We start from the raw sequence: 24,418 nt of genomic DNA on the forward strand, positions 1-24,418 counted from the left end.
GCTTCCTAGTTTGCACTTTAATTTTCATTGAGTATTATCTTATCTCAAGCCCATTTGAGCGAGCTTGGTTTGATATTTGTTTTGATCAACCAGCAAGCCCAAGCCTCCATAAACATCATAGGCATCTACCCAGTCACCCAGTTCTGGAATCGTCAATTTTTCAATACCATTTTTTGCTCCATCCAAAACAGATAAACCGTTTGTTAGGAGGAAAGTATAGGGTACGTTGGTTGAGGTCATAGCAAAAACCTTTCCAAGAGCTTCAGAACCAGTGAAAAGTTTAGTGGGATCTTTAATTTGCTCTAAAATTGCTGTTAAAACTTGTTGCTGTCTTTTTGTACGGCCGTAATCCGCCTCATCATCATCACGGAAACGAGCATAATTGAGCAGGGTCGAGCCATTCATCTGCTGTTTTCCGACTTTAATGGTTTGGGTTGGAGACTCAGTCTCGGTAGCATATAAATCATCTCCGACTGTAGCTTCTGTTAGGGGACGCCCATTCAATGTTGAAAATTGAGCATCAATCGTCACCCCATCAGGGAAAAGCGTGTCAATCGCTGTGGCAAAGGCCTGGAAATCAACCAAGGCGTAGTACTTAATGTCCAAGTCAAAATTATCTTTCAAGACTTGGCGAACCATTTCTGCCCCTTTTTGCCCCTCTTGTTCTCCTAACTCGTAGGCTACGTTTAACTTGTTATCTGTCTGTTTTCTACCATTAATCACTTGACTATAACCATCTATATAGACCAAATTATCACGCATGAAACTGACTAGCTTCATTTTCTTATCTGAGCCCCCGACATTTAATACCATAATAGAGTCAGTTCGTGTCTCAACACTATTTTGACCGATTCGACCGTCTGTCCCCATGATCAAAATATTAACTCCATCTCTAGTGTCCTGACCATTAAAGACTTGAACCTGTGCTGCCTTAGCATCAGCAGTTTTCTTTGCGCTAGCATCTTGGTAACCACGCAAAAACATGAATACCATGGCCAAAGCCACACAGACCAAAAGTGAAAAAATCACCATAAAAATTCGTTTAAGACGGAGCTTCCGTCTTTTCTTTTTTGGAGGGAAAGAGAGTGCTTGTGATTTGGATTGTGAGCGACTCCGGTTCGCATAGCTTGGTAAGTCAACCTGCTCTTCTCTTTCTTGTTCCAAGCTAGAGCTACTATTTCCCCTAGCAAGAGTTAGCTTTTCTTGCAAATAGGCAAACTCATTTTTTTCTCTCTCATTGAGATAATGAATATTTTTTAGCAAATAATCATAACGCAACTGCTCATGATGACTTAAGGGATTTTCTTTACTCATCTTCTCTCCTTTCCATGGTCTGATATTGGATAAATAGGATAGGCACCCAGAATTTTATACTGGATTCCAATCGCTTCTAATTCTTTTTGGGCAAAGTGGACCAAGTCCTTATCGGTATAATCCACATCGATAATGAAAAAGTATTCACCCAGTGCTGTCTTGAGTGGACGACTTTCAATTTTTGTCAAGTCAATTCCTCGCCAAGCAAAGGTCGACAGGGCCTTATAAAGTGCACCTGGAAGGTTGTCAGGTAATGTCAAGGCCAAACTCATCTTTTCAGTTTGTGCTTGCAAGGGAATAGAAGGCTTTTCAGCTCCTAGAACCCAGAAACGTGTGAAATTGGCTTCCATTTCCTGAATATCCTCGGCAATCAGTTCCAATCCATATTCTTCAGCAGAACTTCTAGGTGCAACTGCTGCAAAGGGCTGGTCTGGATGTTCGGAAATAAAACGGGCCGCATAAGCTGTACTAGCTGTTACCTCGATTTGAGCCTCTGGATATTGTTCATCGATGAATTTCTTTCCTTGAGCCAAGGCCTGTGGATGTGAAAAAATCTTTTCAATCTTAGTATGGCCTGGAACCACCATCAACTGCTGATGAATAGGCTGAACGATTTCTGCTACTGCTTGGATGTGAGCCTGATGAAAAAGATAGTCCAAGGTTTCATGAACACTACCCTCAATAGAGTTTTCAACTGGCACCACAGAATAGTCCACTAATCCTTGCTCATAAGCCTTGATGACATCTGTAATGTTGGCAAAAGCCTGCAATTCCTCATTAGGAAAAGCTGTCTGCACAACATGGTGTGAAAATGATCCCTTGGGACCTAGATAAGCAATTTTCATCTTAGTTCCTCTATAATTTCCTCCGGACTTAGCTTGGTCACATCCAAAATCCGACTAGCCACTTCCTCATACCAAACCTGTCTTTCTTGGAAAATAGCTGCAAGTTCTTCCTTGCTATTATTTAGAAAAAGCGGGCGCTGATTATCCTTATCAGCTGCGATACGTTGGTAGAGGGTTTCAAAATCTGCTTTCAGGTAGATGTTATCTGTATTAGTCTTGAGTAAGTCACGATTTCTCTGAGAAATAACCACTCCTCCTCCAGTTGACACGACTTGGTCTGTTTGTAGTAAATTAGCTAGGACTTCTGACTCTACCTGACGAAAGGCCGCTTCGCCCTTTTCCGCGAAAAATTCCGCAATGGACATACCTAAACGCTTCTCAATCAGAGCATCCATATCAAGGTAATTAGGATCCAAGCCTCTTGCAATAGTCGATTTGCCAGCCCCCATAAATCCTAGTAATACCTTAGCCATGAATCAAGCTCTCCAAATCATCAAAGAAGCTAGGATAGCTGGTATTGATGGCTTCTGCACGATCAAGCTCCACCTCTCCATCTGCAACCAAAAGGGCCGCGATAGCCGTCATCATGCCGATACGATGGTCTCCAAAAGTATTGACTCTAGCACCGTGAAGGGCTGATTTTCCTTTGATAATCATCCCATCTGCCGTAGGAGTAATATCTGCTCCCATACTATTTAAGGCGTCTGCTACCACCTGAATACGGTCTGTTTCCTTGACCTTGAGTTCCTCAGCATCCTTGATAACTGTTACTCCTTGAGCTTGGGTCGCTAGCAGAGCAATAATGGGCAATTCATCAATCAAGCGTGGAATCAAGGCACCGCCAATCTCTGTTCCTTTGAGGTCTGAAGACTCAACAGTTAAGGTAGCAGATTTAGCGACTGGGTCAATTTCAGTCATTTCCAATTTTCCACCCATGGCGCGAATGACATCAATAATACCAGTACGCGTTTCGTTGATCCCCACATTCTGCAGCACTAGACGAGAGTTTGGAACAATCAAACCTGCGACCAACCAAAAGGCTGCACTGGAAATATCTCCTGGAACAACCACCTTTTGTCCTGTCAATTTTTGTGGCCCTTGGACTGTGATTTTCTTGCCCTCCACACTTAAATGGCCACCAAATTGTTGCAACATATCTTCAGTATGATTACGGGTGCACTCTTTTTCGATAATCACTGACTCCCCCTGAGCCTGCAAGGCCGCAAAGATCAAGGCTGACTTGACTTGGGCAGAGGCAATTGGCAACTCATACTGAATAGGTCTTAGGGTTTTCGTCCCTTTTAAGTGAAGAGGAGGCAGGTCTCGCTCAGTTTGTCCCGAAATGCTAACGCCCATTTTTTTCAGAGGAATCGTCACACGATCCATAGGACGTTTGGAAAGACTGTCGTCTCCAAACATTTCTACTTCAAAATCTGCACCTGCAAGGACACCTGAAATCAGGCGAATCGAGGTACCAGAATTTCCCATATCAAGGGCATTTTGCGGAGCTTTTAAGCCTTCCATACCCACACCTTGAATGGTAATAACCCCATCTTTGTCCTCAATTTCAACACCAAGGTCACGAAAAACCTGCATGGTCGAAAGAACGTCTTCACCTCGCAGAATATCATAAACCTTGGTCTCACCCTCAGCCAAACTTCCAAAGATAATGGAACGGTGGCTGATAGACTTGTCACCTGGAACGCGGATACTGCCATGTAAGTGGCGAATGTTTGTTTTTAGTTTCATACTGGACCTCATACTTGCAATACTTTTACCTATTTTATCATAAAAAGCCAGAAATTCCTTAAAAATTCTGACTTTAGGATAGTTCTTTTCTTATTTTAGCAATTCTGAAACTGGTTCGAAAACAATTTTTTCAATGTCAGAAAGGTAAATGGCCAATTGTTGTTGCTTAGTAAAGAATTCTGACAAGAGGCTGTTCCCTTGAATCTGTTTACCAAAGCCTTCCATTTTCGCTTGGAAGGATGCGTCTGGCATTTGCCCTGTCTGGGCTAGTCTTTGAATTTCTTCTTGGAAGGCAACATATTCTGTAAAGATTTTACTTGCCTCAGCATCTGCTGCAATCGCATCTTTAGCTGCTTTAACAGCCTTGTATTCTGGTAATTCGCGTAAACCGCGACTGAGTTCGTTTGCACTATCGTAAATATTTGACATGATTTTCTCCTTATTCATTTCTTTTTAAATTACTAGTCACTCTGTGGTCTTTATTATTGTGCAATCACTTTTATATGACCTCTTGAATGTCCATTGCTTAATTCCTTATCTGGTATATACTCTATCTTCAAAGTTCCTAAATTAGAACCTGTTTTTATTTCATTTGACATAAGATTATCAAAATAGTTCTCTATCTCATCATCAGATAAGGATGATTCAATCGATTTAACAATATCATGAAATACTTCTTTCATTCCTGCAACACCAGATTCACTATTTTCATTTGTCTGATTTATTGTTACATTGATTTTATCAGTATCATTTGCATGTAAAAGCTCCAAGTAGTATCCGTAGCTTGATGCGAAATATTTACTTTTATATTTTATTTTTATATTTCCTTTTTTGATATTTTCTAATGGGCTATTAGAATTTTGATTATAGCTATTGATAAACTCATTAATAATTCTATCGTCTACATACTTTGAATTGGTTTTCTCTTAACTTATTTCCTTGTTGGATGGTTCATTTTTTGTCTCAACACTGGCTTCTGAAGTAGTTTTCACATCTTTTTTAACAGCGTAAGCTCTAAGTAAGATAAAAGAAATAAAGATAACACCAAATATGAATTTAAGCTCTATTTTAGGCATATTTTTCTCCTTATTTGATGACGACTGTGTGGTCGGTATTTTCTGTTATGAGATGCTCGGCTCTTTCCAAGTCTTGAGCATTTTTAAATGAAATTTGTAGGATTCCGTGAATATCTTCACGATTTTCCTCGTTGATGTGGATGTTAACCAAGGAAGTTCCACGTAGCAGTTCCAAAATCCGCAGGATGACATCTTCTTCATCAGGAACGTCAACATAGAGGTCGTAAGAGCTATCCACACCACCACGCTTATGGATTTCCATGGTCTGGCGTTGTTCACGCGCTTGGTTAAAAAAGTTCCAAATTTGCTCTTCATCCCCCTTACTAATGGCCTGACCAATCGCTTCCAAACGTTCCTTAAAATCCTCAATTCGGTCTAGAATAGTCTCACGATTGGACAAGAGAATAGAGGTCCACATACCCGGCTCGCTTTCCGCAATTCGGGTCATATCTCGAAAACCACCGGCCGCAAAGCGCCTTACCATCTCATGTTCTTGAGCATAGACCGCAGTCTGCTCCATGAGACTAGAAGCCAGAATATGAGGGAAATGGCTAATCTGAGAAGTCACACAATCATGCTCCTGGGCATCAATCTCGATAAAACGGGCATGAAGACCTGAAAGCAGATCCTTCATTTCCTCAAGCGTGTCCTGACTTGTCAGCCTCGAAGGTGTAAAGATATAATAGGCATTTTCAAAAAGATTGACATCCGCAGAAGCAGCCCCTGTCTTGTGACTACCAGCCATGGGATGAGCCCCGACAAAGCGAACAGACTTGCCAGCCAAATAGTTCTCCGCTGCGTCTACAATAGCTGACTTGGTCGAACCAGCATCTGAAATAATGACCCCTTCTTTCAAGTTCAAACCTGCCAACTCCTGTATAAAAGCAATGGTTTGTTTGATTGGCAAGCTGAGGATAATGACATCTGCCAGAGGAGCAAAACTGGCAAAATCATCCGTTGCACGGTCAATCATGCCTTCTTTCAAGGCAATATCTCTCGAAGCTTGACTGCGATTATACCCTAAAATTTCATAATCTGGATGATTGCGTTTGATACCAAGCGCCATAGAGGCACCAATCAAACCAAGACCTGCGATATAGATTGTTTTTGCCATAGGAACTCCTTAATAGTTCTTTGTATAATCTCGGTGTTGGGCTACCGCTTCTTTTAATTCCTCTAGATTGTCTGATGAGAATTTTTCAAGGATTTCTTGTGCCAGAACCGTTGCCACAACGGCTTCCATAACCACTCCTGCTGCTGGAAGAGCGGTCGGATCACTTCTTTCGACTGTTGCCTTGTAGGGTTCATGGGTTTCGATATCCACACTCATAAGTGGTTTGTAGAGAGTAGGAATGGGCTTCATCACGCCGCGAACAACGATGGGTTGCCCATTAGTCATACCACCTTCAAAGCCACCTAGATTATTGGTACGGCGGGTATAACCGTCTTCTTTAGACCAGAGAATTTCATCCATGACTTGGCTGCCTTTACGATAACCAGATTCAAATCCAAGACCAAATTCCACCCCTTTAAAAGCATTGATAGAAACAATTGCTTGGGCCAATCTTGCATCCAATTTTCTGTCCCATTGGACATAGGAACCAAGACCAACTGGAACACCTCCAACGACTGTCTCCACAACCCCACCGATGGTATCACCGTCACGTTTGATTTGGTCAATATAATCCTTGATTTCCTGTTCCCGTTCTTGGTTGACAATAGATACTTCAGACTGGGCAGCTCTTTCCTTAATCTCAGCAACTGTGAGATTCTCAGGAACATCGATTTCCTTGCCACCAAAAACCACGACATGATTAGCAATCTCCATACCCAGCTCAGCCAAGAGGCGTTTGGCCACTGCCCCCACTGCTACCCGCATGGTGGTTTCACGAGCTGATGAACGCTCCAAAGAATTTCTTAAATCATCAAAACGGTACTTGATGCCCCCAACTAAATCGGCATGACCTGGACGAGGATGGGTGATTTTTCGTTTGCTTTTAAGGCGGTCTTCAATGTCCTCTGCAGACATGATGTCCAGCCATTTCTGGTGGTCCTTATTGACGACATCCATGGTAATAGGCGCCCCTGTCGTCTTCCCGTGGCGAACGCCCGAAGTAAAGATAACTTGGTCGCTCTCAATTTTCATACGACCACCGCGGCCGTAGCCACCCTGACGGCGTTTAAGGTCGCCATTGATATCCTCAGCTGTCAAAGGAAGCCCAGCTGGAATTCCCTCAATGATAGCTGTCAGACGGGGTCCGTGTGATTCTCCTGCAGTTAAATATCTCATACACTCTCCTTATTTTACCAAGTAGTCTTTCATCTCTTCCAGAGAAACTGGGTGAATGGTCGCTGAACCAAGCTCTGGCACCAAGACCAATTTCAAGATGTTGCCACGCGCTTTCTTGTCATGAGTCAAAGCCTGATAAAGCTTGTCAACATCCCAGTTTTCATAGTCAACAGGCAAGCCAAATTTCTGACACATAGCTGTAATGGACTGAGTTATTCCTTCTGGCATAAGGCCTTTTTCCTCAGCCACCTTGGAAATCTGCACCATTCCCATGGCAACAGCTTCACCATGCATGACTTTCCCATACCCAGCCGTTGCTTCAATGGCATGACCAATGGTGTGGCCAAAATTGAGGTAAAGGCGAACACCATTGTCCAACTCATCCTCAACTACCATCTTGCGCTTGACCTGACAAGAATGTTCAATCAAGGTCTCTGCATGTTCCAGAATGCTCTCAACAGAACCATCCAGCTCCGTCAAAAGAGCCCACAGTTCTGGATCCTCAATCAAGCCATACTTGATGACCTCCCCCATCCCTTCAATCAACTCTCTTTTTCCAAGCGTTTCAAGGACAAACGGGTCAATCAGAACCCCATCTGGTTGGGCAAAGGTACCCACCATATTCTTAGCAAATGGAGTGTTAACGCCTGTCTTTCCACCGATAGACGAATCCACCTGGGCAGTTAAACTGGTCGGAATCTGAACAAAGTGAATACCCCGCATATAGGTAGAGGCTACAAAACCAGCCATGTCCCCAACGACACCACCGCCGAGAGCCACGATTCCATCGCTACGAGTCAACCCCTGCTTAACTAGAAATTCATATACTTTCTGAACAGTAGTTAAATTCTTTCTTTCTTCCCCTTCTAAAAAGTCAAAAACAGCTACCTGAAAACCAGCATCTTCTAGGCTGAGTTTGACCTTCTCAGCATAAAGAGAAGCTACATGGTTGTCTGTTACGATGAGCACTTTTTGTGGTTGCCATAGTTCTCGCAACCATTGACCAGCCTGAGCCAGACAACCTTTTTCAATCTGAATATCATAAGGATGATGAGGAATATCGATTCTGATTTTCATAGGAGAGTCTCCCTTTCTTTATTGGTATTTTTCTGTTAAAGACTGCCAAATCTCTTCTGTCGGCATTTCCTTGCCTGTCCACAGTTGAAAAGCTTCTGCAGCTTGATAGAGCAACATTCCCAGACCATTGACTGCTGGATTGCCCTGACTTCTAGCCCATTTCAAAAATGGCGTTTCAAAGGGTTGGTAAATGATATCTGCGACCAAGAGAGTCTCTGTCAGATTGATGTTTTCTGGAACTGGGGATGATTGACCATCCATGCCCACACTAGTCGCATTGACCAGTAAGCCCGAATCGGCAATCCTTGCTTGCAGTTCCGAAACATCTTCTAAAGCATACAAGTCCACTTTAAAGCCTGTCTGCTCCTGTAACTTGTCTAGGTGAGGTCTTGTTTTTTCCATAGAAACGGAACGAACAAAGACCGAAATCTGACTGACACCATCCAAAATGGCTTGCGCTATAATGGACTTGGCCGCACCACCTGCACCCAGCAGGGTCATCTTCTTACCTGTAATTGTAAAAGAAGGCAAACTCTTAAAGAATCCCTTGCCATCTGTATTATATCCAATCAAATTCCCATTCTCATTGACAACCGTATTGACCGCACCAATCAAGCGCACCTCATCGCTCAGCCCGTCCAAATAAGGAATCACCTGCTCCTTATAGGGCATGGACAGATTGATGCCAAACATCTGGTAGCGACAAATATTGGCTACTGTTTCTGCCAAATCACCCGCTTCAATCTCCCAAGCAACATAAACACCATTGGTAGCTGTCGCCTCAAAGGCCCTATTGTGGATGAAGGGAGAAATAGAATGTTTAATAGGATTGGCAACAACTGCAGCTAAACGTGTATAGCCATCAAGCTTCATCCAAAATCTCCCTGATTTTTTTCATGCTAGCTAGAGAAATCTGACCAGGGGCACTAGCCTCATCCAGACTGGCAAAAGACCAACTCGAACCAGTCACATCCGCAGTGATACGAGAAACCTTGCCCACCTTACCCATAGAAATAGTTACATATTCCTGCTCAGGATTGAGAGTTTTAAAGCCCCGTGTATAGTTCATCAAGTCTAGCACATCCTGCTCCGTATGAGCCATCACCGCAACCTTGACAAGTTTTGGATTTAGGCTCGTCAACTCTGACAAGATTTCCATCATATTTTCAGGTGTTTCTTGGAAATTGTGGTAACTCAAAACGAGATTTGGGAAGTCCAGCATTTCCTCAAAAACATCCTTGTAGCTATAGTACTCAAAATCAATATAGTCTGGTTGATAGAGTTGCACCACTTCCTTGATTAAATGGATATATTCTTCTGAAGAAAGGTCAATTTCTCCCCCTTCAGAGCGAGTTCGTAGCGTGAAAACCAACTCACGACCTGCGAATTTTTCAAAAATAGCTGGAGCCACCTGCAAAATCGCTTCTTTAGGCAGATAGTCGGCACGCCATTCAATGATGTCGGCATCCAGGTACCTCGTGGCATCCAGAGCCTGGGCCTCCTCTAAACTTCTTGGCATTACTGAAACGATTAATTTCATTTACTAACCTTCATACTAATCACCTTGAGGTAATTACTACTTTCATCTTTTTTATTATAGGCGAAGTCTGCTGGAAGACCGTATTTATTTAAAATCTGGTAACTTCTTCCTGCAAAGCCTTTATCAATTTGTTCTGTAAATTTCTGACGGGAAACATTGGCAGCATTGGTACTGGCAATGATAATCCCTCCAGGATTTAAAATCTCAAGACTCTGGGAAATCAACTTGTGATAATCCTTGGCCACAGAGAAGGTTTGTTTTTTGTTCCGAGCAAAGCTAGGCGGATCTAGGACAATCACATCGTAGGTCAAGCCTTTTCGTTTGGCATACTTGAAATATTCAAAGACATCCATGACCACAAAACGATGGTCGTCTGTGCTGATTCCATTTGCCTGAAAATGCGCTTGAGACAATTCTCGTGAACGTTTGGCTAAATCAACCGAAGTTGTCTGGTTTGCTCCTCCCATGGCCGCAGCTACTGAAAAAGCTGCTGTATAAGAAAACATATTGAGCAAGGATTTACCCATAGCCAATCCATCCACCAAGCTACCACGAACCTCGTGCTGGTCTAGGAAAATCCCTGTCATCAAGCCATCATTCATAAAGACTTGATACAAGACACCATTTTCCAAAACAGTGAAAAAGTCAGGTGCTTCTTGACCATAAACATGGGTAGATTCATAGTCCAAACCCTTAAAGCGGATCTTCTCATAGGCCCCTAAAACCTCAGGAAAAACCTGTCTAAAGGCTTCTGAGATGGTCTGACGAATCTGATAAACATAAGAGTTATACCAAGAAAAGACAGCATAGTCGCCATAAAGGTCCACTGTCAGACCCCCAAAGCCATCTCCCTCTTGGTTGAAGAGACGAAAGGCAGTTGTCAAATCATCTTGATAGTAGGCGCTTCTCTTTTCTTTGGCTTGTCTAAACAGCATTTCAAAGAAAGATTGATTGAAGGCCACCTTGTCCTTACTAACAAACCAGCCCAAGCCCTTGTTTTGCTGAGAAAGGTAGGCAGTCCCAAGAAAGGTTCCTTCTTGACCCTGCACTTCTACTTCCTGATCCTTAAGATTGACATTCTCAAGATCACTGGCTTCTAGTAAAACTAGCCCCTTAGCAAGCTTCTTTTCAACCCTTTTGCTAACTCTTATTCTATTCATAACTACCATTATATCAAACTTTTAGACAATTCTCAAAAAAGAAACTACCCTTGCTTTTTTACTCTTCTTTTAAAAAATGGTATACTAATACTAATAAAAAATTAGGAAGTAAATATGTGAAAAGCAATTTTAACAAAATCCAAAAAGCCATGGGTACCAGACTAGGTTTTGTCCTAACCCTTTTAATCCTCTATTGGCTCAAAACCTTATTAGCCTATGCCGTTGACTTTAATTTAGATATTCAAGTGGGCAAGTTGCAGGGAAATTACCTTGCCTTTATCGCCTTTTTCAATCCCCTTCCCTTGGGGCTACTCCTGCTGGCTCTAGCCCTCTATGCTCGGTCAACCAAAATCTTTTATGGTCTGAGTATAGCTATTTATAGCCTGTTGTTCATTTGGCTCTATTCTAATGTCTTTTACTATCGAGAATTTAGTGACTTTATCACGGCTAATACCATGAAGGTGGTCAGCAAGGTGTCTGTTGGTACTGCAGAATTAGAGTTACTGCGCTTTTGGGATTTCATCTATTTTATGGATTTCCCACTGCTGGCTTTCCTTTTCTATAAAAAATTCATCCAGCTGGATAGGAGACCTTTCAAATTCCGCTCCAGTGTTGCCATCACTGCTCTCTCGGCCCTGCTCTTTTCAGCTAACCTTTTCTTGGCTGAAATTGAGCGTCCCGATCTCCTATCGCGAGGATTTTCGAATTATTATGTTGTCCGCGCCCTTAGTTTGCCAGCCTTTTTAGGCTATAGTGCCAACCAATCCTATAGCGCCAACAAGGAACGAGCCAAGGCCTCTGAGACAGATCTGCAACCTATTACAGATTATATTCAAGAGCATTCGGCTAAGCCCAATCCAGACTATTTTGGCTTGGCCAAAGGAAAAAATGTGATTTATCTCCACTTGGAGAGCTTCCAGCAGTTCCTGCTTGACTATAAACTCAACCTAGATGAAACTGAGCATGAAGTCACTCCCTTCCTTAATTCCCTCTACCATTCGCAATCTACACTAGCCTTTTCGAATATCTTTAACCAAGTCAAGGCTGGTAAAACCTCAGATGCGGAAACCATGCTAGAGACTGGTTTGTTTGGACTTGACCAAGGTTCCTTTATGGTCAACTATGGAAGTACCAATACCCAGCAGGCAGCGCCTTTTATCCTAACAAAAAATGGCTATCAATCAAGTGCTGTCTTTCACGGTAATATTGGGACCTTCTGGAACCGAAATACGACCTACAAACAATGGGGCTATCAATACTTCTTTGATGCATCCTACTTCACCAAGCAAGACAGTAACAATTCTTTCCAATATGGTTTAAATGATAAAATCATGATGAAAGATTCTATCCAATATCTGGAGCACTTGCAGCAGCCTTTTTATGCCAAGTATATCACGGTGTCCAATCACTATCCCTATGCTAGCAATCTGACAGGCGATGAGCTTGGTTTCCCACTGGCTAAAACCAAAGATGAAACAATCAACGGCTACTTCCAAACAGCTAACTATCTGGATAGTGCCATCAAGGCCTTCTTTGACTATCTCAAAGAAAGTGGCCTCTATGAAAAATCCATCATCGTCATTTACGGAGACCATTATGGTATTTCCAACTCCCGCAATCCTGAGCTGGCACCCTTGATTGGAAAGACTTCTGAGAACTGGTCGAATTACGACAATGCCATGTTGCAACGGGTGCCTTTTATGGTGGTCATGCCTGGCTATGAAAAAGGACAAATCATCAATACCTACGGTGGACAAATCGATATCTTACCGACTCTCGAACACCTCCTTGGTATTGAGTCCAATTCCTTCCTTCAAGTCGGCCAAGACCTTCTGTCTCCAGATCATCAAGAAATCGTTGCCTTTCGAACTGCCAATTCCTTCGTCACACCAAAATACACCAGCTACGACGGACGAACCTACTATACTGAGAGCGGTCTTGAAATCAGCAATCTTGATGAACAAGCTCAAACTGAACTAGAAAGCGTTCGGCAGGCAGCCAGCCAACAGCTAAAAATCAGCGACCAGATTCAAACTGGTGATTTGATACGTTTCTACCAAGCAGATCATCTTGGAAAAGTTGATACTGAAAGTATTTCTTACCTCAATTCCTTGCCCATTCTGCAAAAGATTGAACAGGAAAAAGGTAGTCAATCAACCAGTCTCTTTAGCCAACGACAAGGTAAAACCAGTGCTGACCTTTTCAAGGCACCAAGTTACCAAGAACTCCATCCAGAGTCGGCAGAAACCGAATCAAAATCACAATAAAAAATGCTCTTCCGTCTTGGAGGAGCATTTCTTTTTATAAAATAAAATTCAACGAAAATCAAAGAGCAAACTAAGAAACTAGCCTTAGATTAACTTTGAGATTATAGGTAGAGAGGTTGTACCTGCAATATATGTCTGTCAAATTTAGTGACGAAGATAGTAGAAGAAATATTAGGATATAGATCAGCTTCAGCAGGTATCTGGAAAATTTGATTTTATAGAAAAGCCTTTTGTTACAAACTAAATATACTATCAATAAATAATATTATAGAAGCAACAATAATTAAAATTTCACCTATCTGCATCATTCTATTTCTAACTTTAAATATATGTTCTATCAAAAATACTTGGATCACACACATTATAGGAATGAAAGTTTTTGAAATTGAAAAATATCCAAATAAATAAACTATAAACAACAATAATAGAACTATATTATATTTCTTATTCAAAACATTCCTCCCTATATTTTTTTGATTGCCAATCGTAATCATTTACAACTATATTCTAACAAACTATAAAAGCGTTTGTCGAATTGAATTTATCAAGCAATCGACCAACTAGCTCATCTTTTTTCTATTTCTGCCAATATGCGTGACAGGTAGTAATGATAGCCAAAAATAGCAAGAGCAAGCAAGAGGATAAGAACTCCTACTCCCAAGCTGATGGCAAGGACAGGGGCGAGAGACCGAACCAAGAACAAACTTGCTATGACTAAAATCATTAAGATAACACTATAAATTAAGAGTAAAACTATTGCTACTATACGATTTGAACGGTTCACCAAGTCCGTAATGCTACTCCAATTGGTTGACAGATTTTTCACGTCCTTAAGGTAATGGTGGCAAGAAAGGATGACACTGGCAAGGATCCATGCCACAAGAAGGTAAATCATCGAAAGGATGGGCAAGCCTAGATATAGAGAAAGGCCAAGTAAAGTCAGAACTGGTAAAAAGGACTGGACAGCAAATATAATCCAAAATTTCACTTTCACATAACGAGCAAAGTCAAAGGGTAAACTCTTAAGAAAATCAACATTTTCTCTCTCCAAGGACAAGGCAATTGAATGCAGGCTGGTGATATTGTTATTGACAACTGCTATAAACACTCCTACAAAAAACAAGGGTAACCAGTATGGAGGATGAATGTCTGGAACTATCTGAGAATCTCGGATTTTGGAAATCAGACCGATCATCATGAGATAAGGAAGGAAAGCACTTGTAAAAAGCACTGTAATCACGCCAGTCCCCTGTCCCAAGAGGGTGAGGTGGTAGCGTAAAACCATACGGAAAAATCCCTTTTTAGTAGTTGAAATTCTCTCCTTACTGCGACGTTCTTTCTTGACCTTCTCCTCACTGTTAAGCAGAATCACGTCATAAAAACGAGGAAAAACCTTCTTTTTGCTCAAGTAAAGCAAGAAGAGAGTTAGTCCTATCCAAGCGAGCAGACCCAGGATGGCTTCTGTCGAAAAAGGCTCCACTGCTATTTTGTAAAAGAGATGAATAGGATAAAGGAGAAATGGAATGTCTCTAACTTTGTCAACAATACGTCCAGAAGTCGACTGTAGAAAGAAGACATATATTAAAGGTATGAGAACTCCTATCCCAATCATCACATTCGAAAAAATAGACTGATACTTTCTGAAGACCCTAGTCTGAGCCAAGAAATGTACTGCCACTACCATCACTAAAGTAACAGAGACAAATAATAAGGCCAAGGACAGTAGCATCAAAGGCAAGCCCAGCCAAAGAGAAGGTGCTAGCCTAATATAGAGGACTAGAAAATAAGCTAGGATTGGTACAATTCCAGGCAGAGCTGGCAAGAGGACAGACAGTCCTTTAGCGATTATAATCTCTGATTCTTTAAAGGCATAGGGCCTATAGGAGACCAGGTCCTTACTCTCATAAAAGACATTGTAAAAAGCTGTTAAAGAAGTTGAAAAGGCAATCACTAGTAAAATAGCAACCATGAAGCTAAAATAAACAGGCCTTTCCTCAAAAGGAAAATGAATGGCTATATTTATAAACATTAATAGCATCAAGAGACTAGAAAAAATGTAAGAACTTAGGACTCTAGCGGAAACATTTACTTTTTTCCCAGGATTCTTAGCCTGCTTCTTTCGTAGATTAGCCAGATTAGCTTCTTGAGATGAATAGAGGATATTGATATCCACTAATTTTTTAATGACCTTGAGACGCATCCGCAACCTCCTCTTTTCTACCAGCAAGACTAAGGTAGATACTTTCCAAAGACTGGTCTGGGTAATCTTTTCTCAAGTCCTCTACACTACCACAATAAATCAAATGCCCCTTTTTTAAAATGGCAATCCGATCACAGACTTGCTCAGCTACCTCTAGGACATGGGTTGAAAACAAGACCGTCTTCCCTTTTTGTGCATGTTCCTTCATCATTTGCTTCAAATCAAAGGCAGCCTGGGGATCCAAACCTGTCAAGGGTTCGTCCAAGACCCAAATATCGGGATCGGACAAGAGTGCTCCGATGACAAAGACTTTCTGACGCATTCCGTGAGAAAGTGTTTCAATAACCTGATAGCGGTTTTCAGCAAAATCAAAAACGTTCAATAGCCTAGCTAGACTAGCCTCCAAGTCAGAACTAGTCAGATCATAGGATGAAGCAATCAATTCCCAAAATTCATTGGCCGTTAAACGCAAAAATAAGTCAGGCGAGTCTGCTACGTAGCCAATCTTTCGTTTAATAGCCAAGCGATTTTCCGATAACTCCTGACCGTCTACCAAAATACGACCACTGCTGGGTGAAATGATACTGACTAGGGATTTTATAGTGGTCGATTTTCCAGCCCCATTATGGCCAATCAAGCCCATAATCTCCCCATTTTCAATCTGCAAATTGAGATTGCTCAAAGCCTCTTTATCACCATACAACTTACTAACATTTTGAAATTCAATCATGGGATGACTCCTATCTTTATCTATATCACATACTATTATACTAGCACTTTGATACAAAAAAATCAACACTTTATTTTAAGTAGATACAATAGTTTCCTTCTATTCTTACGCAAACGTTTGCGCCAAGAGATACTTTATGATAGAATAAAGAACAAGATTGACAAGTAAGAGGAAACATCATGCAAAATCAAACACTCATGCAATACTTTGAATGGTATCTGCCCCACGACGGTCAGCACTGGACACGTCTGGCTGAAGATGCTCCACACCTAGCTGATCTCGGTATCAGCCATGTCTGGATGCCACCAGCTTTCAAGGCTACCAATGAAAAAGATGTCGGCTATGGGGTCTATGACTTATTCGACTTAGGAGAGTTTAACCAAAAAGGAACTGTCCGCACCAAGTATGGTTTTAAAGAAGACTATCTTCAAGCTATTCAAGCTCTAAAAGCACAGGGAATTCAACCTATGGCTGATGTAGTTCTCAACCACAAGGCTGCTGCCGATCACAGGGAAGCCTTTCAGGTTATTGAGGTGGATCCTGTTGACCGTACAGTCGAACTCGGAGAACCCTTCATCATCAACGGCTGGACTAGCTTTACCTTCGATGGTCGCCAAGATACCTATAATGACTTCCACTGGCACTGGTACCACTTCACCGGTACAGACTATGATGCCAAACGCCGAAAGTCTGGGATTTATCTGATTCAAGGGGATAACAAGGGCTGGGCTAACGAGGAATTGGTCGATAACGAAAACGGTAACTACGACTACCTCATGTATGCTGATCTAGACTTTAAACATCCTGAAGTCATCCAAAATATCTATGACTGGGCTGACTGGTTCATGGAGACGACTGGTGTAGCTGGTTTCCGCTTGGATGCCGTTAAGCACATTGATTCTTTCTTTATGCGCAATTTTATCCGTGATATAAAGGAAAAATACGGTGACGATTTCTACGTTTTTGGTGAATTTTGGAATCCCGATAAGGAAGCCAATCTGGACTATCTTGAAAAAACGGAAGAACGCTTTGACCTTGTCGATGTTCGTCTCCACCAGAATCTCTTTGATGCTAGCCGAGCAGGTTCCAACTATGACCTTCGTGGCATTTTTACAGATAGCTTGGTTGAACTCAAGCCCGACAAGGCTGTGACTTTTGTCGACAACCACGATACCCAACGAGGTCAGGCTCTTGAGTCTACTGTTGAAGAATGGTTCAAACCAGCAGCCTATGCCCTCATTTTGTTACGCCAAGACGGCCTTCCATGTGTCTTTTACGGAGACTACTATGGGATTTCAGGGCAGTATGCTCAAGAAAATTTCAAAGAAGTCCTTGACCGCCTCCTAACCATCCGAAAAGATTTGGCCTATGGAGAGCAAACAGACTACTTTGATGATGCTAACTGTATCGGTTGGGTACGTTCAGGTGCTGAAAATCAATCCCCAATCGCAGTCTTGATCTCAAATGACCAAGAAAACAGCAAGTCAATGTTTATCGGCCAAGAATGGGCTAACCAAACTTTCGTAGATTTACTTGGAAATCACCAAAATCAAGTTACAATCGATGAGGAAGGTTATGGACAATTCCCAGTCTCAGCTAGATCCGTAAGTGTCTGGGCAACCAATACAATCTAATAACTCATAATAATCCAGCCAGATCCAATCGGATTTGGCTGTAACCGCCCAATAACTAAGTATATTGAAAAATCTCCAGACTAGAGAACTCACGGATAGTTCCTAATCTGGAGATTTTTTATTTTCTTATCATCGCTACAAAGCTACTAACTCAGTTCCTGAAAGTAGTGTTTTCTTCAAACCTAGACTTCTTCTTTGAGTTGACTAAGAACAGTACTGATTTCAGAAATTAGTTCTACTTCTTTTTGAGGATCTTTTTGCTGGCTATTATACTCCATGAAAATCAAAGAGCAAACTAGGAAGCTAGCTACAGGTTACTCAAAACACTGTTTTGAGGTTGCAGATAGAGCTGACATTGTTTGAAGAGATTTTCAAAGAGTATTACTTGATTACAATTTACCTGCTACGGCATCCAACAATTCTTGGATTTTAGCTTGGTTGCTTCCTACTGCCATGGCCATGTCTGGTTTACCACCACCACGTCCATCGACGATTGGTGCCAATTCTTTGACAAGGTTTCCTGCATGAAGGTATTTTGTCTTGCTGACTACTAAAACATATACTTTGTCTTCACAATCCATGGAATTTCTTGACTACACTCATAAACTGTACAATTTTGTTTTTGGGAAACTTTATTAAATGCAAATTTTTCAAATTCAAAAAGAATTTGATTCTCAATAAAACTACAATTATATAATACAATATTTTTATAATAATTTTCAAGTATAGGAGAATCTTTACTCGGAGAACCAGGCAAATTCTTATATTTCAATGTTCCTTCTATTTTGCTAGGTAAAGGTGCCTCTTCAACCGTTCCAATAATAAAATTATATTGTATTTTAAAGTTTCTGTTTGGTTCTTTTTTATAATTCAGCGGAGAGCCAATGATAGCAATATCAGATAGAGCTCTCAAAACTGATGTATGAAATTGCACAGGAATTTTTTCTAAATACGATGTAGCAGTTTTTTTCAATTCTATTATATAAACTGATACAATGTTATCCACAAACCATAAAATGATTCCATCACAAAACTTTTGAGAAAATAATGTATTCATCCCATTATTATCCGGATTATGCTTTCCTAATTTATATAACTTTCCCTTTTGTGGAAAAGATAAATGCAAATTCATTTCAAAATTATTTTGTTTTTCAGAAATAATAGTCTGAAAAGTATTTATTTCTTCAATAAAATCATTGTTTATTAATTGTCTATTTCTCAATATAATCACTCTTCCAGATAATTTAAGTTTTGTTGACTTTTTAGAGTCATTCTCTGCAATAACAATAACTGTTCATTCATAAATTCTGAAATTAAACCATAGTCACCCAGCTCCAATTTAGTAAACATATACTTAGAATTATTCTCAGATTTTAAATCAAGAAGCTCCCATCCGCCTACGGTATTATTACTAGGACTAGCCAAATACCAATTATTAACAAGTGTCAACATAATATCACTATGGGTTGCGATAACAATTCTATAACGCTTTGAAAGATGTTTTAAATATTTAAACATTCCTAAAATACTCTTTATCGAGAGGTGAGCCTCTGGCTCCTCAATGATTAACAATTGACGACTAACATATTGCATTGACTTTCTAGGAAACCTTTGATATTGTTCTAAAATGTGTAAACTCTGTAATTTATTTTGTTTAGTAGAAAATAACTCACGAGGAATTTCTACACCTAAATTATCTGTTAAAGAAATTACCTCACCATCATCAAAATTTAGAGTACCCCCTATTAATTCCTTAAACTCATCTGAAGTATAATCATTCTCTTCCCAGAATTTAGCCATAAATCGTTTGGATTCTTTAGCTTCCTCATAGTCTTTCATAAATTTCTGTTCACTATAACGTAAAAATGAAGTTTCTGAAAGGATTTTTTCAAGATTCTTGCTCATTGAATATACACGCTCTGACGGAATATAAGTAATATTAAAAATATTATTATTGATTAAGAACTTTTCTTCAATCATTTTAGAAATCATAAATTTAAAAGAATCCAATAAATCCTCAACTGGGTTAGTATTCAATGATTTAATGATTTTCTTTAAGCTACTTTTATTAAGGAATCTAACATGACCAATGTCTTTGCTTTTAAACTCTAGGTAATAGTCTTCTGAATTTTCAATGTTAATAAAATCATTAGCAGAATCACTGGAGAAAGAACTAATACTTACTGTAATCTCTTCAGAAAAGTTAACTAATTCTTCAATATTGCCAAATTCTATTAATAAACCTTCCATTGATAATTTTTCAAACAATACATCCGTTCTTACTCTCTTCTCAATGTCATATTTTAATTCTTGTATCGCCTCTTCAAATTGTTCTTTTATTTCAGAACTATTTGCCAAAGATAATTGAAATCTAAAATTATTATCACCATCTTTAGAAACTTTTTTTATGTTTAAATTAGATCGATCAATTATAGACGAGATAAAATTATTATTTGATCTAAAATGTGAAATCACTGAATCATTAATCTTGCTATATGCTTCTAACAATAAAGTTTTTCCAGTACCATTATCTCCAATTAGAATATTCATTTGATTACTGAATTCTAAATCAACATTAGCAATATTCGCATATTTTCCAATTTTAATTCTCATTGTAAACCTCTTTCTATAGAAGGTTATATAGAAATCTTTAAAGTATAGTAATTAACTCACTTTAAACTTTTGTTCAAAAATAATAGTTAATTTACTTCGATTTCCAGTTTCCTGATTACAATTTACCTGCTACTGCATCCAACAATTCTTGGATTTTAGCTTGGTTGCTTCCTCCTGCCATGGCCATGTCTGGTTTACCACCACCACGTCCATCGACGATTGGTGCTAATTCTTTGACAAGGTTTCCTGCATGAAGGTCTTTTGTCTTGCTTGCTACAAGGACATTGACTTTATCACCGATAGCGGCAACTAGGACAAGAAGATCAGAGTAGTCTTTTTGTTTCCAGTTATCTGCAAAGGTACGAAGGGCACCTGCATCTGATACAGACACTTGACTAGCAATGTAACGGTGACCATTGACTTCCTTCACATCCTTGAAGATATCGCCTGCGGCTGCAGCTGCGGCCTTTTCCTTCAACTCAGCATTTTCTTTTTGTAATTGACGAAGTTGTTCTTGGAGTCCTTCGACCTTATGAGGTACTTCCTTGACTTGAGGTGCTTTCAAGGTTGCTGCGACAGCTTTAAGAGCGTCTTCTTGTTCACGGTAGGCTTCAAAGGCTTCCTTACCAGTCACTGCCAAGATACGGCGAGTTCCAGAACCAATCCCTTCTTCTTTGACAATCTTGAAGAGTCCAATCTCAGAAGTGTTGCCAACGTGGGTACCACCACAAAGCTCGATAGAGTAGTCACCGATAGTAACAACACGGACTTCCTTGCCGTATTTCTCACCAAAGAGAGCCATAGCTCCCATTTCTTTAGCAGTGTCAATATCCGTTTCAACTGTCTTCACTTCAAGAGCTTCCCAGATTTTCTCGTTGACTTGCTGCTCAATCGCACGCAATTCTTCAGCAGTCACTGCTTGGAAGTGGGTAAAGTCAAAGCGAAGGAATTCAACTTCATTAAGAGATCCTGCTTGTGTCGCGTGGTTTCCAAGGATATTGTGAAGGGCAGCGTGAAGCAAGTGAGTCGCAGTGTGGTTTTTCATAACACGGTGACGACGATTTGTATCAATTGCCAAGGTATATTCTTGGTTCAAGGCAAGCGGTGCAAGGACTTCAACAGTGTGAAGAGCTTGTCCGTTTGGTGCTTTTTGAACATTGGTCACAGTAGCCACAACCTTACCTGACTCATCCAAGATTTGTCCGTGGTCAGCTACCTGTCCACCCATTTCAGCATAAAATGACGTTTCCGCAAAGATAAGAGAGGCAGTTCCTTCTGAAACAGCTTCTACTTCTGCATTGTCCGCCACGATAGCTACCAATTTAGAAGACAATTGGCTAGCATTGTAGTTGAAGACACTTTCTACAGTGATGTTTTGAAGAGTTTCATTTTGCATCCCCATTGAGCCACCCTTGACAGCTGACGCACGCGCGCGTTCTTGCTGTTCTTTCATGGCTGCTTCAAAACCTTCACGGTCTACAGTCATACCAGCTTCTTCAGCGATTTCTTCAGTCAATTCAACTGGGAACCCATAAGTATCATAGAGTTTGAAGACATCTGAACCAGCGATAACAGATTGACCTTTTTCTTTCAAGTCTGCTACAATGCCTTGGGCAAAGTGTTGACCTGAGTGAAGAGTACGCGCAAATGATTCTTCTTCGCTCTTAACGATTTTCTCAATAAAGTCACGTTTCTCAAGCACTTCTGGGTAGTAGCTTTCCATGATTTTTCCAACAGTTGGAACGAGTTTGTAAAGGAAAGGCTCGTTGATACCCAATTTTTGACCATGCATAGAAGCACGACGGAGAAGACGGCGAAGGACATAACCACGTCCTTCATTTCCTGGAAGAGCACCATCACCGATGGCAAATGACAAAGAACGAATGTGGTCAGCGATAACCTTAAAGCTCATGTTATCGCCATCTTGGTCATAGACCTTACCAGACAATTTCTCAACTTCACGAATAATCGGCATGAAGAGGTCTGTTTCAAAGTTTGTCTTAGCCCCTTGGATAACCGCCACCAAACGCTCCAAACCAGCGCCCGTATCAATGTTCTTGTGTGGCAATTCCTTGTATTCGCTACGAGGAACAGCAGGGTCTGCGTTAAATTGTGACAAAACGATGTTCCAGATTTCGATATAACGGTCGTTTTCGATATCTTCTGCAAGCAGGCGAAGACCGATATTTTCTGGGTCAAAGGCTTCTCCACGGTCAAAGAAGATTTCTGTATCTGGTCCAGAAGGCCCCGCACCGATTTCCCAGAAGTTGTCCTCGATTGGAATCAAGTGACTTGGATCCACTCCCACTTCAATCCAGCGGTTGTAAGAATCTTTATCATCTGGATAGTAGGTCATGTAAAGTTTTTCAGCTGGGAAATCAAACCACTCAGGGCTTGTCAAAAGCTCATAAGCCCAAGTGATGGCTTCGTCACGGAAATAATCTCCGATAGAGAAGTTCCCCAACATTTCAAACATGGTATGGTGACGTGCAGTCTTCCCTACGTTCTCGATATCGTTAGTACGAATAGCCTTTTGCGCATTAGTAATACGTGGATTTTCAGGGATGATGGTCCCGTCAAAGTATTTCTTAAGGGTTGCTACCCCAGAGTTGATCCACAAAAGTGTTGGATCATTTACAGGAACCAAACTTACTGATGGTTCTACTGAGTGACCTTTGGTTGCCCAGAAATCAAGCCACATTTGGCGTACTTGTGCACTAGATAGTTGTTTCATATTATCTCCTTATTTACTTGTTTAATGTGATTGGCTTTCCAGCATCTCCACATAGTCAATCGCGACACAGAGGGAAATGACTAGATCTGCGTAAGCGTCCTCCAGAACCGTTACGGTATAGGTAGAGGTCAAATGGAAGAGTTCCTTCTTAATTTCCACAATCAGCTGATCGCGATCATCCAGCAATTTGAAATTCAAATCCCAGATATTGCCCTCGATACGAAGACCTAGATTATCAAACTCATACTTATCTCGCCAGAAGGTCAACTTCTTGCGAATGACAAAACTCGAGCCATCCCGAAGCTGAATCTCAAAACGAGGAAGCAAGGTCAAGATTTCTTTACTAATCTGACTGACTTGTTCACCATTAGCATCATAGATGGTAAAAGTTTTGGGAATCTTAAAAAATGATCCCCCTACCTGATAGGCGATTTCTCCCCTGTCATCCTTGATAGCGAAGCGTTCGCCTCCAAGGCGAAACTTTTGTTTGACAAGAAATGTTTTCATCAACACCTCCAAAAACTAAAAGACAAGCTCATATCACGAAGGGCGAAAAACCGCGGTACCACCTTCATTCAATGAACTTGTCATTCTCTTGTTCTTATGCAATTGTATGATTGAGTAGCATGACCTCCTAGCTTAGATGGCTCGCAGCACCGCCATTTCTCTGGACTAAGACTACTGAAAATCAATTCTCAACTTTCTTATTATAACGTTTTTTTAAGCTGGCGTCAACTGGGAATGATTCTAACCAATAGTAGTGTGGTAGGAGAGAAGATATTTTGCCTTATAACACTGTTTAATAGGTTTCCCCCACATTCATACGCTTCCACTCAGAAAACTCTACCTTGAACAATTCTGGAGCTTTTGTAGTCTTATCATATACCACAACGTAATAACCTTTTTTATTCCAGAACTTACCCAAAATCTCAGCGTCTTCTAACTCTGCTTCATAATCTAACATCTCATATCGTTGTGTTTCTTTGACTGTTTCCTCTTTTTTATCATTATCAACCCCAACAGTGACAAAATTTACACCTATAAAGATAACCATGTAAAACAATACCAAGGCAAAGCCCAAACCCTTTAATAACTTCATTTTCTTTTCTCTACTTTCTTCTTTTGTGTTCTCTAAATATTAAATAATCTTATAAATAGTGTCTTTCTTTATTTGAATCTAATTTCAAAT

24 protein-coding genes are annotated in these 24,418 nt (G+C 40.6%); 2 read left to right on the forward strand and 22 right to left on the reverse strand.

Annotated elements, in window-relative coordinates:
* Positions 1-39: 39 nt before the first annotated feature.
* The 13 genes from psr to HT699_RS00445 all read right to left on the reverse strand — a co-directional run bounded on the left by psr (position 40) and on the right by HT699_RS00445 (position 11,051).
* Positions 40-1,314: a polyisoprenyl-teichoic acid--peptidoglycan teichoic acid transferase Psr gene (gene psr, locus HT699_RS00385; protein WP_000032344.1), complete on the reverse strand. Its 1,275-nt coding sequence runs from the start codon at positions 1,312-1,314 to the stop codon at positions 40-42.
* Positions 1,311-2,159 carry a prephenate dehydratase gene (gene pheA, locus HT699_RS00390; protein ID WP_000686437.1) on the reverse strand — a complete coding sequence of 283 codons (849 nt, stop codon included), beginning with the start codon at positions 2,157-2,159 and terminating at the stop codon, positions 1,311-1,313. The genes psr and pheA overlap by 4 nt, the downstream gene beginning before the upstream one ends.
* Entirely contained in the window at positions 2,156-2,632 is a 477-nt protein-coding gene (locus tag HT699_RS00395; protein WP_172926111.1) for a shikimate kinase, read from the reverse strand. Before HT699_RS00395 ends, pheA begins: the two co-directional genes overlap by 4 nt.
* The gene (aroA, locus tag HT699_RS00400; RefSeq protein WP_172926112.1) at positions 2,625-3,908 is read right to left on the reverse strand and encodes a 3-phosphoshikimate 1-carboxyvinyltransferase; all 1,284 of its coding nucleotides are present in this window, start codon (positions 3,906-3,908) and stop codon (positions 2,625-2,627) included. Before aroA ends, HT699_RS00395 begins: the two co-directional genes overlap by 8 nt.
* A gap of 90 nt (positions 3,909-3,998) precedes the next feature.
* The gene (locus HT699_RS00405) at positions 3,999-4,337 is read right to left on the reverse strand and encodes a YlbF/YmcA family competence regulator (RefSeq protein WP_000065969.1); all 339 of its coding nucleotides are present in this window, start codon (positions 4,335-4,337) and stop codon (positions 3,999-4,001) included.
* Positions 4,338-4,390: 53 nt separating this feature from the next.
* Positions 4,391-4,678, reverse strand: a complete 288-nt coding sequence (locus tag HT699_RS00410) for a hypothetical protein (RefSeq protein WP_000421417.1) — start codon at positions 4,676-4,678, stop codon at positions 4,391-4,393.
* 156 nt (positions 4,679-4,834) lie between these two features.
* Positions 4,835-4,984 (reverse strand): hypothetical protein, encoded by a 150-nt coding sequence (locus HT699_RS00415; RefSeq protein WP_001124152.1) that lies wholly within the window; start codon positions 4,982-4,984, stop codon positions 4,835-4,837.
* 10 nt (positions 4,985-4,994) lie between these two features.
* Complete coding sequence (locus HT699_RS00420) at positions 4,995-6,098, reverse strand: prephenate dehydrogenase (RefSeq protein ID WP_172934007.1); 1,104 nt, start codon at positions 6,096-6,098, stop codon at positions 4,995-4,997.
* A gap of 9 nt (positions 6,099-6,107) precedes the next feature.
* The gene (aroC, locus tag HT699_RS00425) at positions 6,108-7,274 is read right to left on the reverse strand and encodes a chorismate synthase (protein ID WP_172926114.1); all 1,167 of its coding nucleotides are present in this window, start codon (positions 7,272-7,274) and stop codon (positions 6,108-6,110) included.
* Positions 7,275-7,283: 9 nt separating this feature from the next.
* Entirely contained in the window at positions 7,284-8,351 is a 1,068-nt protein-coding gene (gene aroB / locus HT699_RS00430; RefSeq protein ID WP_172926115.1) for a 3-dehydroquinate synthase, read from the reverse strand.
* Positions 8,352-8,369: 18 nt separating this feature from the next.
* A complete protein-coding gene (locus tag HT699_RS00435) occupies positions 8,370-9,224 on the reverse strand; it encodes a shikimate dehydrogenase (RefSeq protein ID WP_023932792.1) in 855 nt (284 codons plus the stop codon).
* Positions 9,214-9,891, reverse strand: a complete 678-nt coding sequence (aroD, locus tag HT699_RS00440) for a type I 3-dehydroquinate dehydratase (protein ID WP_000767767.1) — start codon at positions 9,889-9,891, stop codon at positions 9,214-9,216. Before aroD ends, HT699_RS00435 begins: the two co-directional genes overlap by 11 nt.
* Positions 9,888-11,051 (reverse strand): class I SAM-dependent rRNA methyltransferase, encoded by a 1,164-nt coding sequence (locus HT699_RS00445; protein WP_172934008.1) that lies wholly within the window; start codon positions 11,049-11,051, stop codon positions 9,888-9,890. Before HT699_RS00445 ends, aroD begins: the two co-directional genes overlap by 4 nt.
* Positions 11,052-11,200: 149 nt before the next feature.
* On the opposite strand from HT699_RS00445, the gene HT699_RS00450 reads away from it, so the two are divergent.
* Positions 11,201-13,318: an LTA synthase family protein gene (locus tag HT699_RS00450; RefSeq protein ID WP_172934018.1), complete on the forward strand. Its 2,118-nt coding sequence runs from the start codon at positions 11,201-11,203 to the stop codon at positions 13,316-13,318.
* Between the two features lie 233 nt (positions 13,319-13,551).
* Here HT699_RS00450 and HT699_RS12090 read toward each other — a convergent pair whose 3' ends face one another.
* The 3 genes from HT699_RS12090 to HT699_RS00460 form a co-directional block, all read right to left on the reverse strand.
* Positions 13,552-13,812: a hypothetical protein gene (locus HT699_RS12090; RefSeq protein WP_172924695.1), complete on the reverse strand. Its 261-nt coding sequence runs from the start codon at positions 13,810-13,812 to the stop codon at positions 13,552-13,554.
* Positions 13,813-13,883: 71 nt separating this feature from the next.
* Positions 13,884-15,518, reverse strand: coding sequence for a hypothetical protein (locus HT699_RS00455; RefSeq protein ID WP_172926117.1), 1,635 nt, complete (start codon positions 15,516-15,518; stop codon positions 13,884-13,886).
* Positions 15,499-16,248, reverse strand: a complete 750-nt coding sequence (locus HT699_RS00460) for an ABC transporter ATP-binding protein (RefSeq protein ID WP_172926118.1) — start codon at positions 16,246-16,248, stop codon at positions 15,499-15,501. The genes HT699_RS00455 and HT699_RS00460 overlap by 20 nt, the downstream gene beginning before the upstream one ends.
* Before the next feature lie 179 nt (positions 16,249-16,427).
* Here HT699_RS00460 and HT699_RS00465 point away from each other — a divergent pair, with 179 nt between their 5' ends.
* Positions 16,428-17,882 (forward strand): alpha-amylase, encoded by a 1,455-nt coding sequence (locus tag HT699_RS00465; RefSeq protein ID WP_172934009.1) that lies wholly within the window; start codon positions 16,428-16,430, stop codon positions 17,880-17,882.
* Between the two features lie 389 nt (positions 17,883-18,271).
* Here HT699_RS00465 and HT699_RS00470 read toward each other — a convergent pair whose 3' ends face one another.
* The 6 genes from HT699_RS00470 to HT699_RS00495 all read right to left on the reverse strand — a co-directional run bounded on the left by HT699_RS00470 (position 18,272) and on the right by HT699_RS00495 (position 24,328).
* Positions 18,272-18,463 (reverse strand): DHHA1 domain-containing protein, encoded by a 192-nt coding sequence (locus HT699_RS00470; RefSeq protein ID WP_240149870.1) that lies wholly within the window; start codon positions 18,461-18,463, stop codon positions 18,272-18,274.
* Positions 18,433-19,104 (reverse strand): hypothetical protein, encoded by a 672-nt coding sequence (locus tag HT699_RS00475; protein ID WP_119947993.1) that lies wholly within the window; start codon positions 19,102-19,104, stop codon positions 18,433-18,435. Before HT699_RS00475 ends, HT699_RS00470 begins: the two co-directional genes overlap by 31 nt.
* 5 nt (positions 19,105-19,109) lie before the next feature.
* The gene (locus HT699_RS00480) at positions 19,110-20,495 is read right to left on the reverse strand and encodes an AAA family ATPase (RefSeq protein WP_119947994.1); all 1,386 of its coding nucleotides are present in this window, start codon (positions 20,493-20,495) and stop codon (positions 19,110-19,112) included.
* A 115-nt stretch (positions 20,496-20,610) separates the two neighbouring features.
* Entirely contained in the window at positions 20,611-23,229 is a 2,619-nt protein-coding gene (gene alaS, locus HT699_RS00485) for an alanine--tRNA ligase (protein ID WP_172934010.1), read from the reverse strand.
* Between the two features lie 21 nt (positions 23,230-23,250).
* Positions 23,251-23,736, reverse strand: a complete 486-nt coding sequence (locus HT699_RS00490; protein ID WP_172934011.1) for an LURP-one-related/scramblase family protein — start codon at positions 23,734-23,736, stop codon at positions 23,251-23,253.
* Between the two features lie 292 nt (positions 23,737-24,028).
* A complete protein-coding gene (locus HT699_RS00495) occupies positions 24,029-24,328 on the reverse strand; it encodes a hypothetical protein (protein WP_172934012.1) in 300 nt (99 codons plus the stop codon).
* Positions 24,329-24,418: the final 90 nt, after the last annotated feature.

This window comes from Streptococcus sp. 1055 (genome assembly GCF_013276815.1).
Taxonomy (GTDB): Bacteria; Bacillota; Bacilli; order Lactobacillales; family Streptococcaceae; genus Streptococcus; species Streptococcus pseudopneumoniae.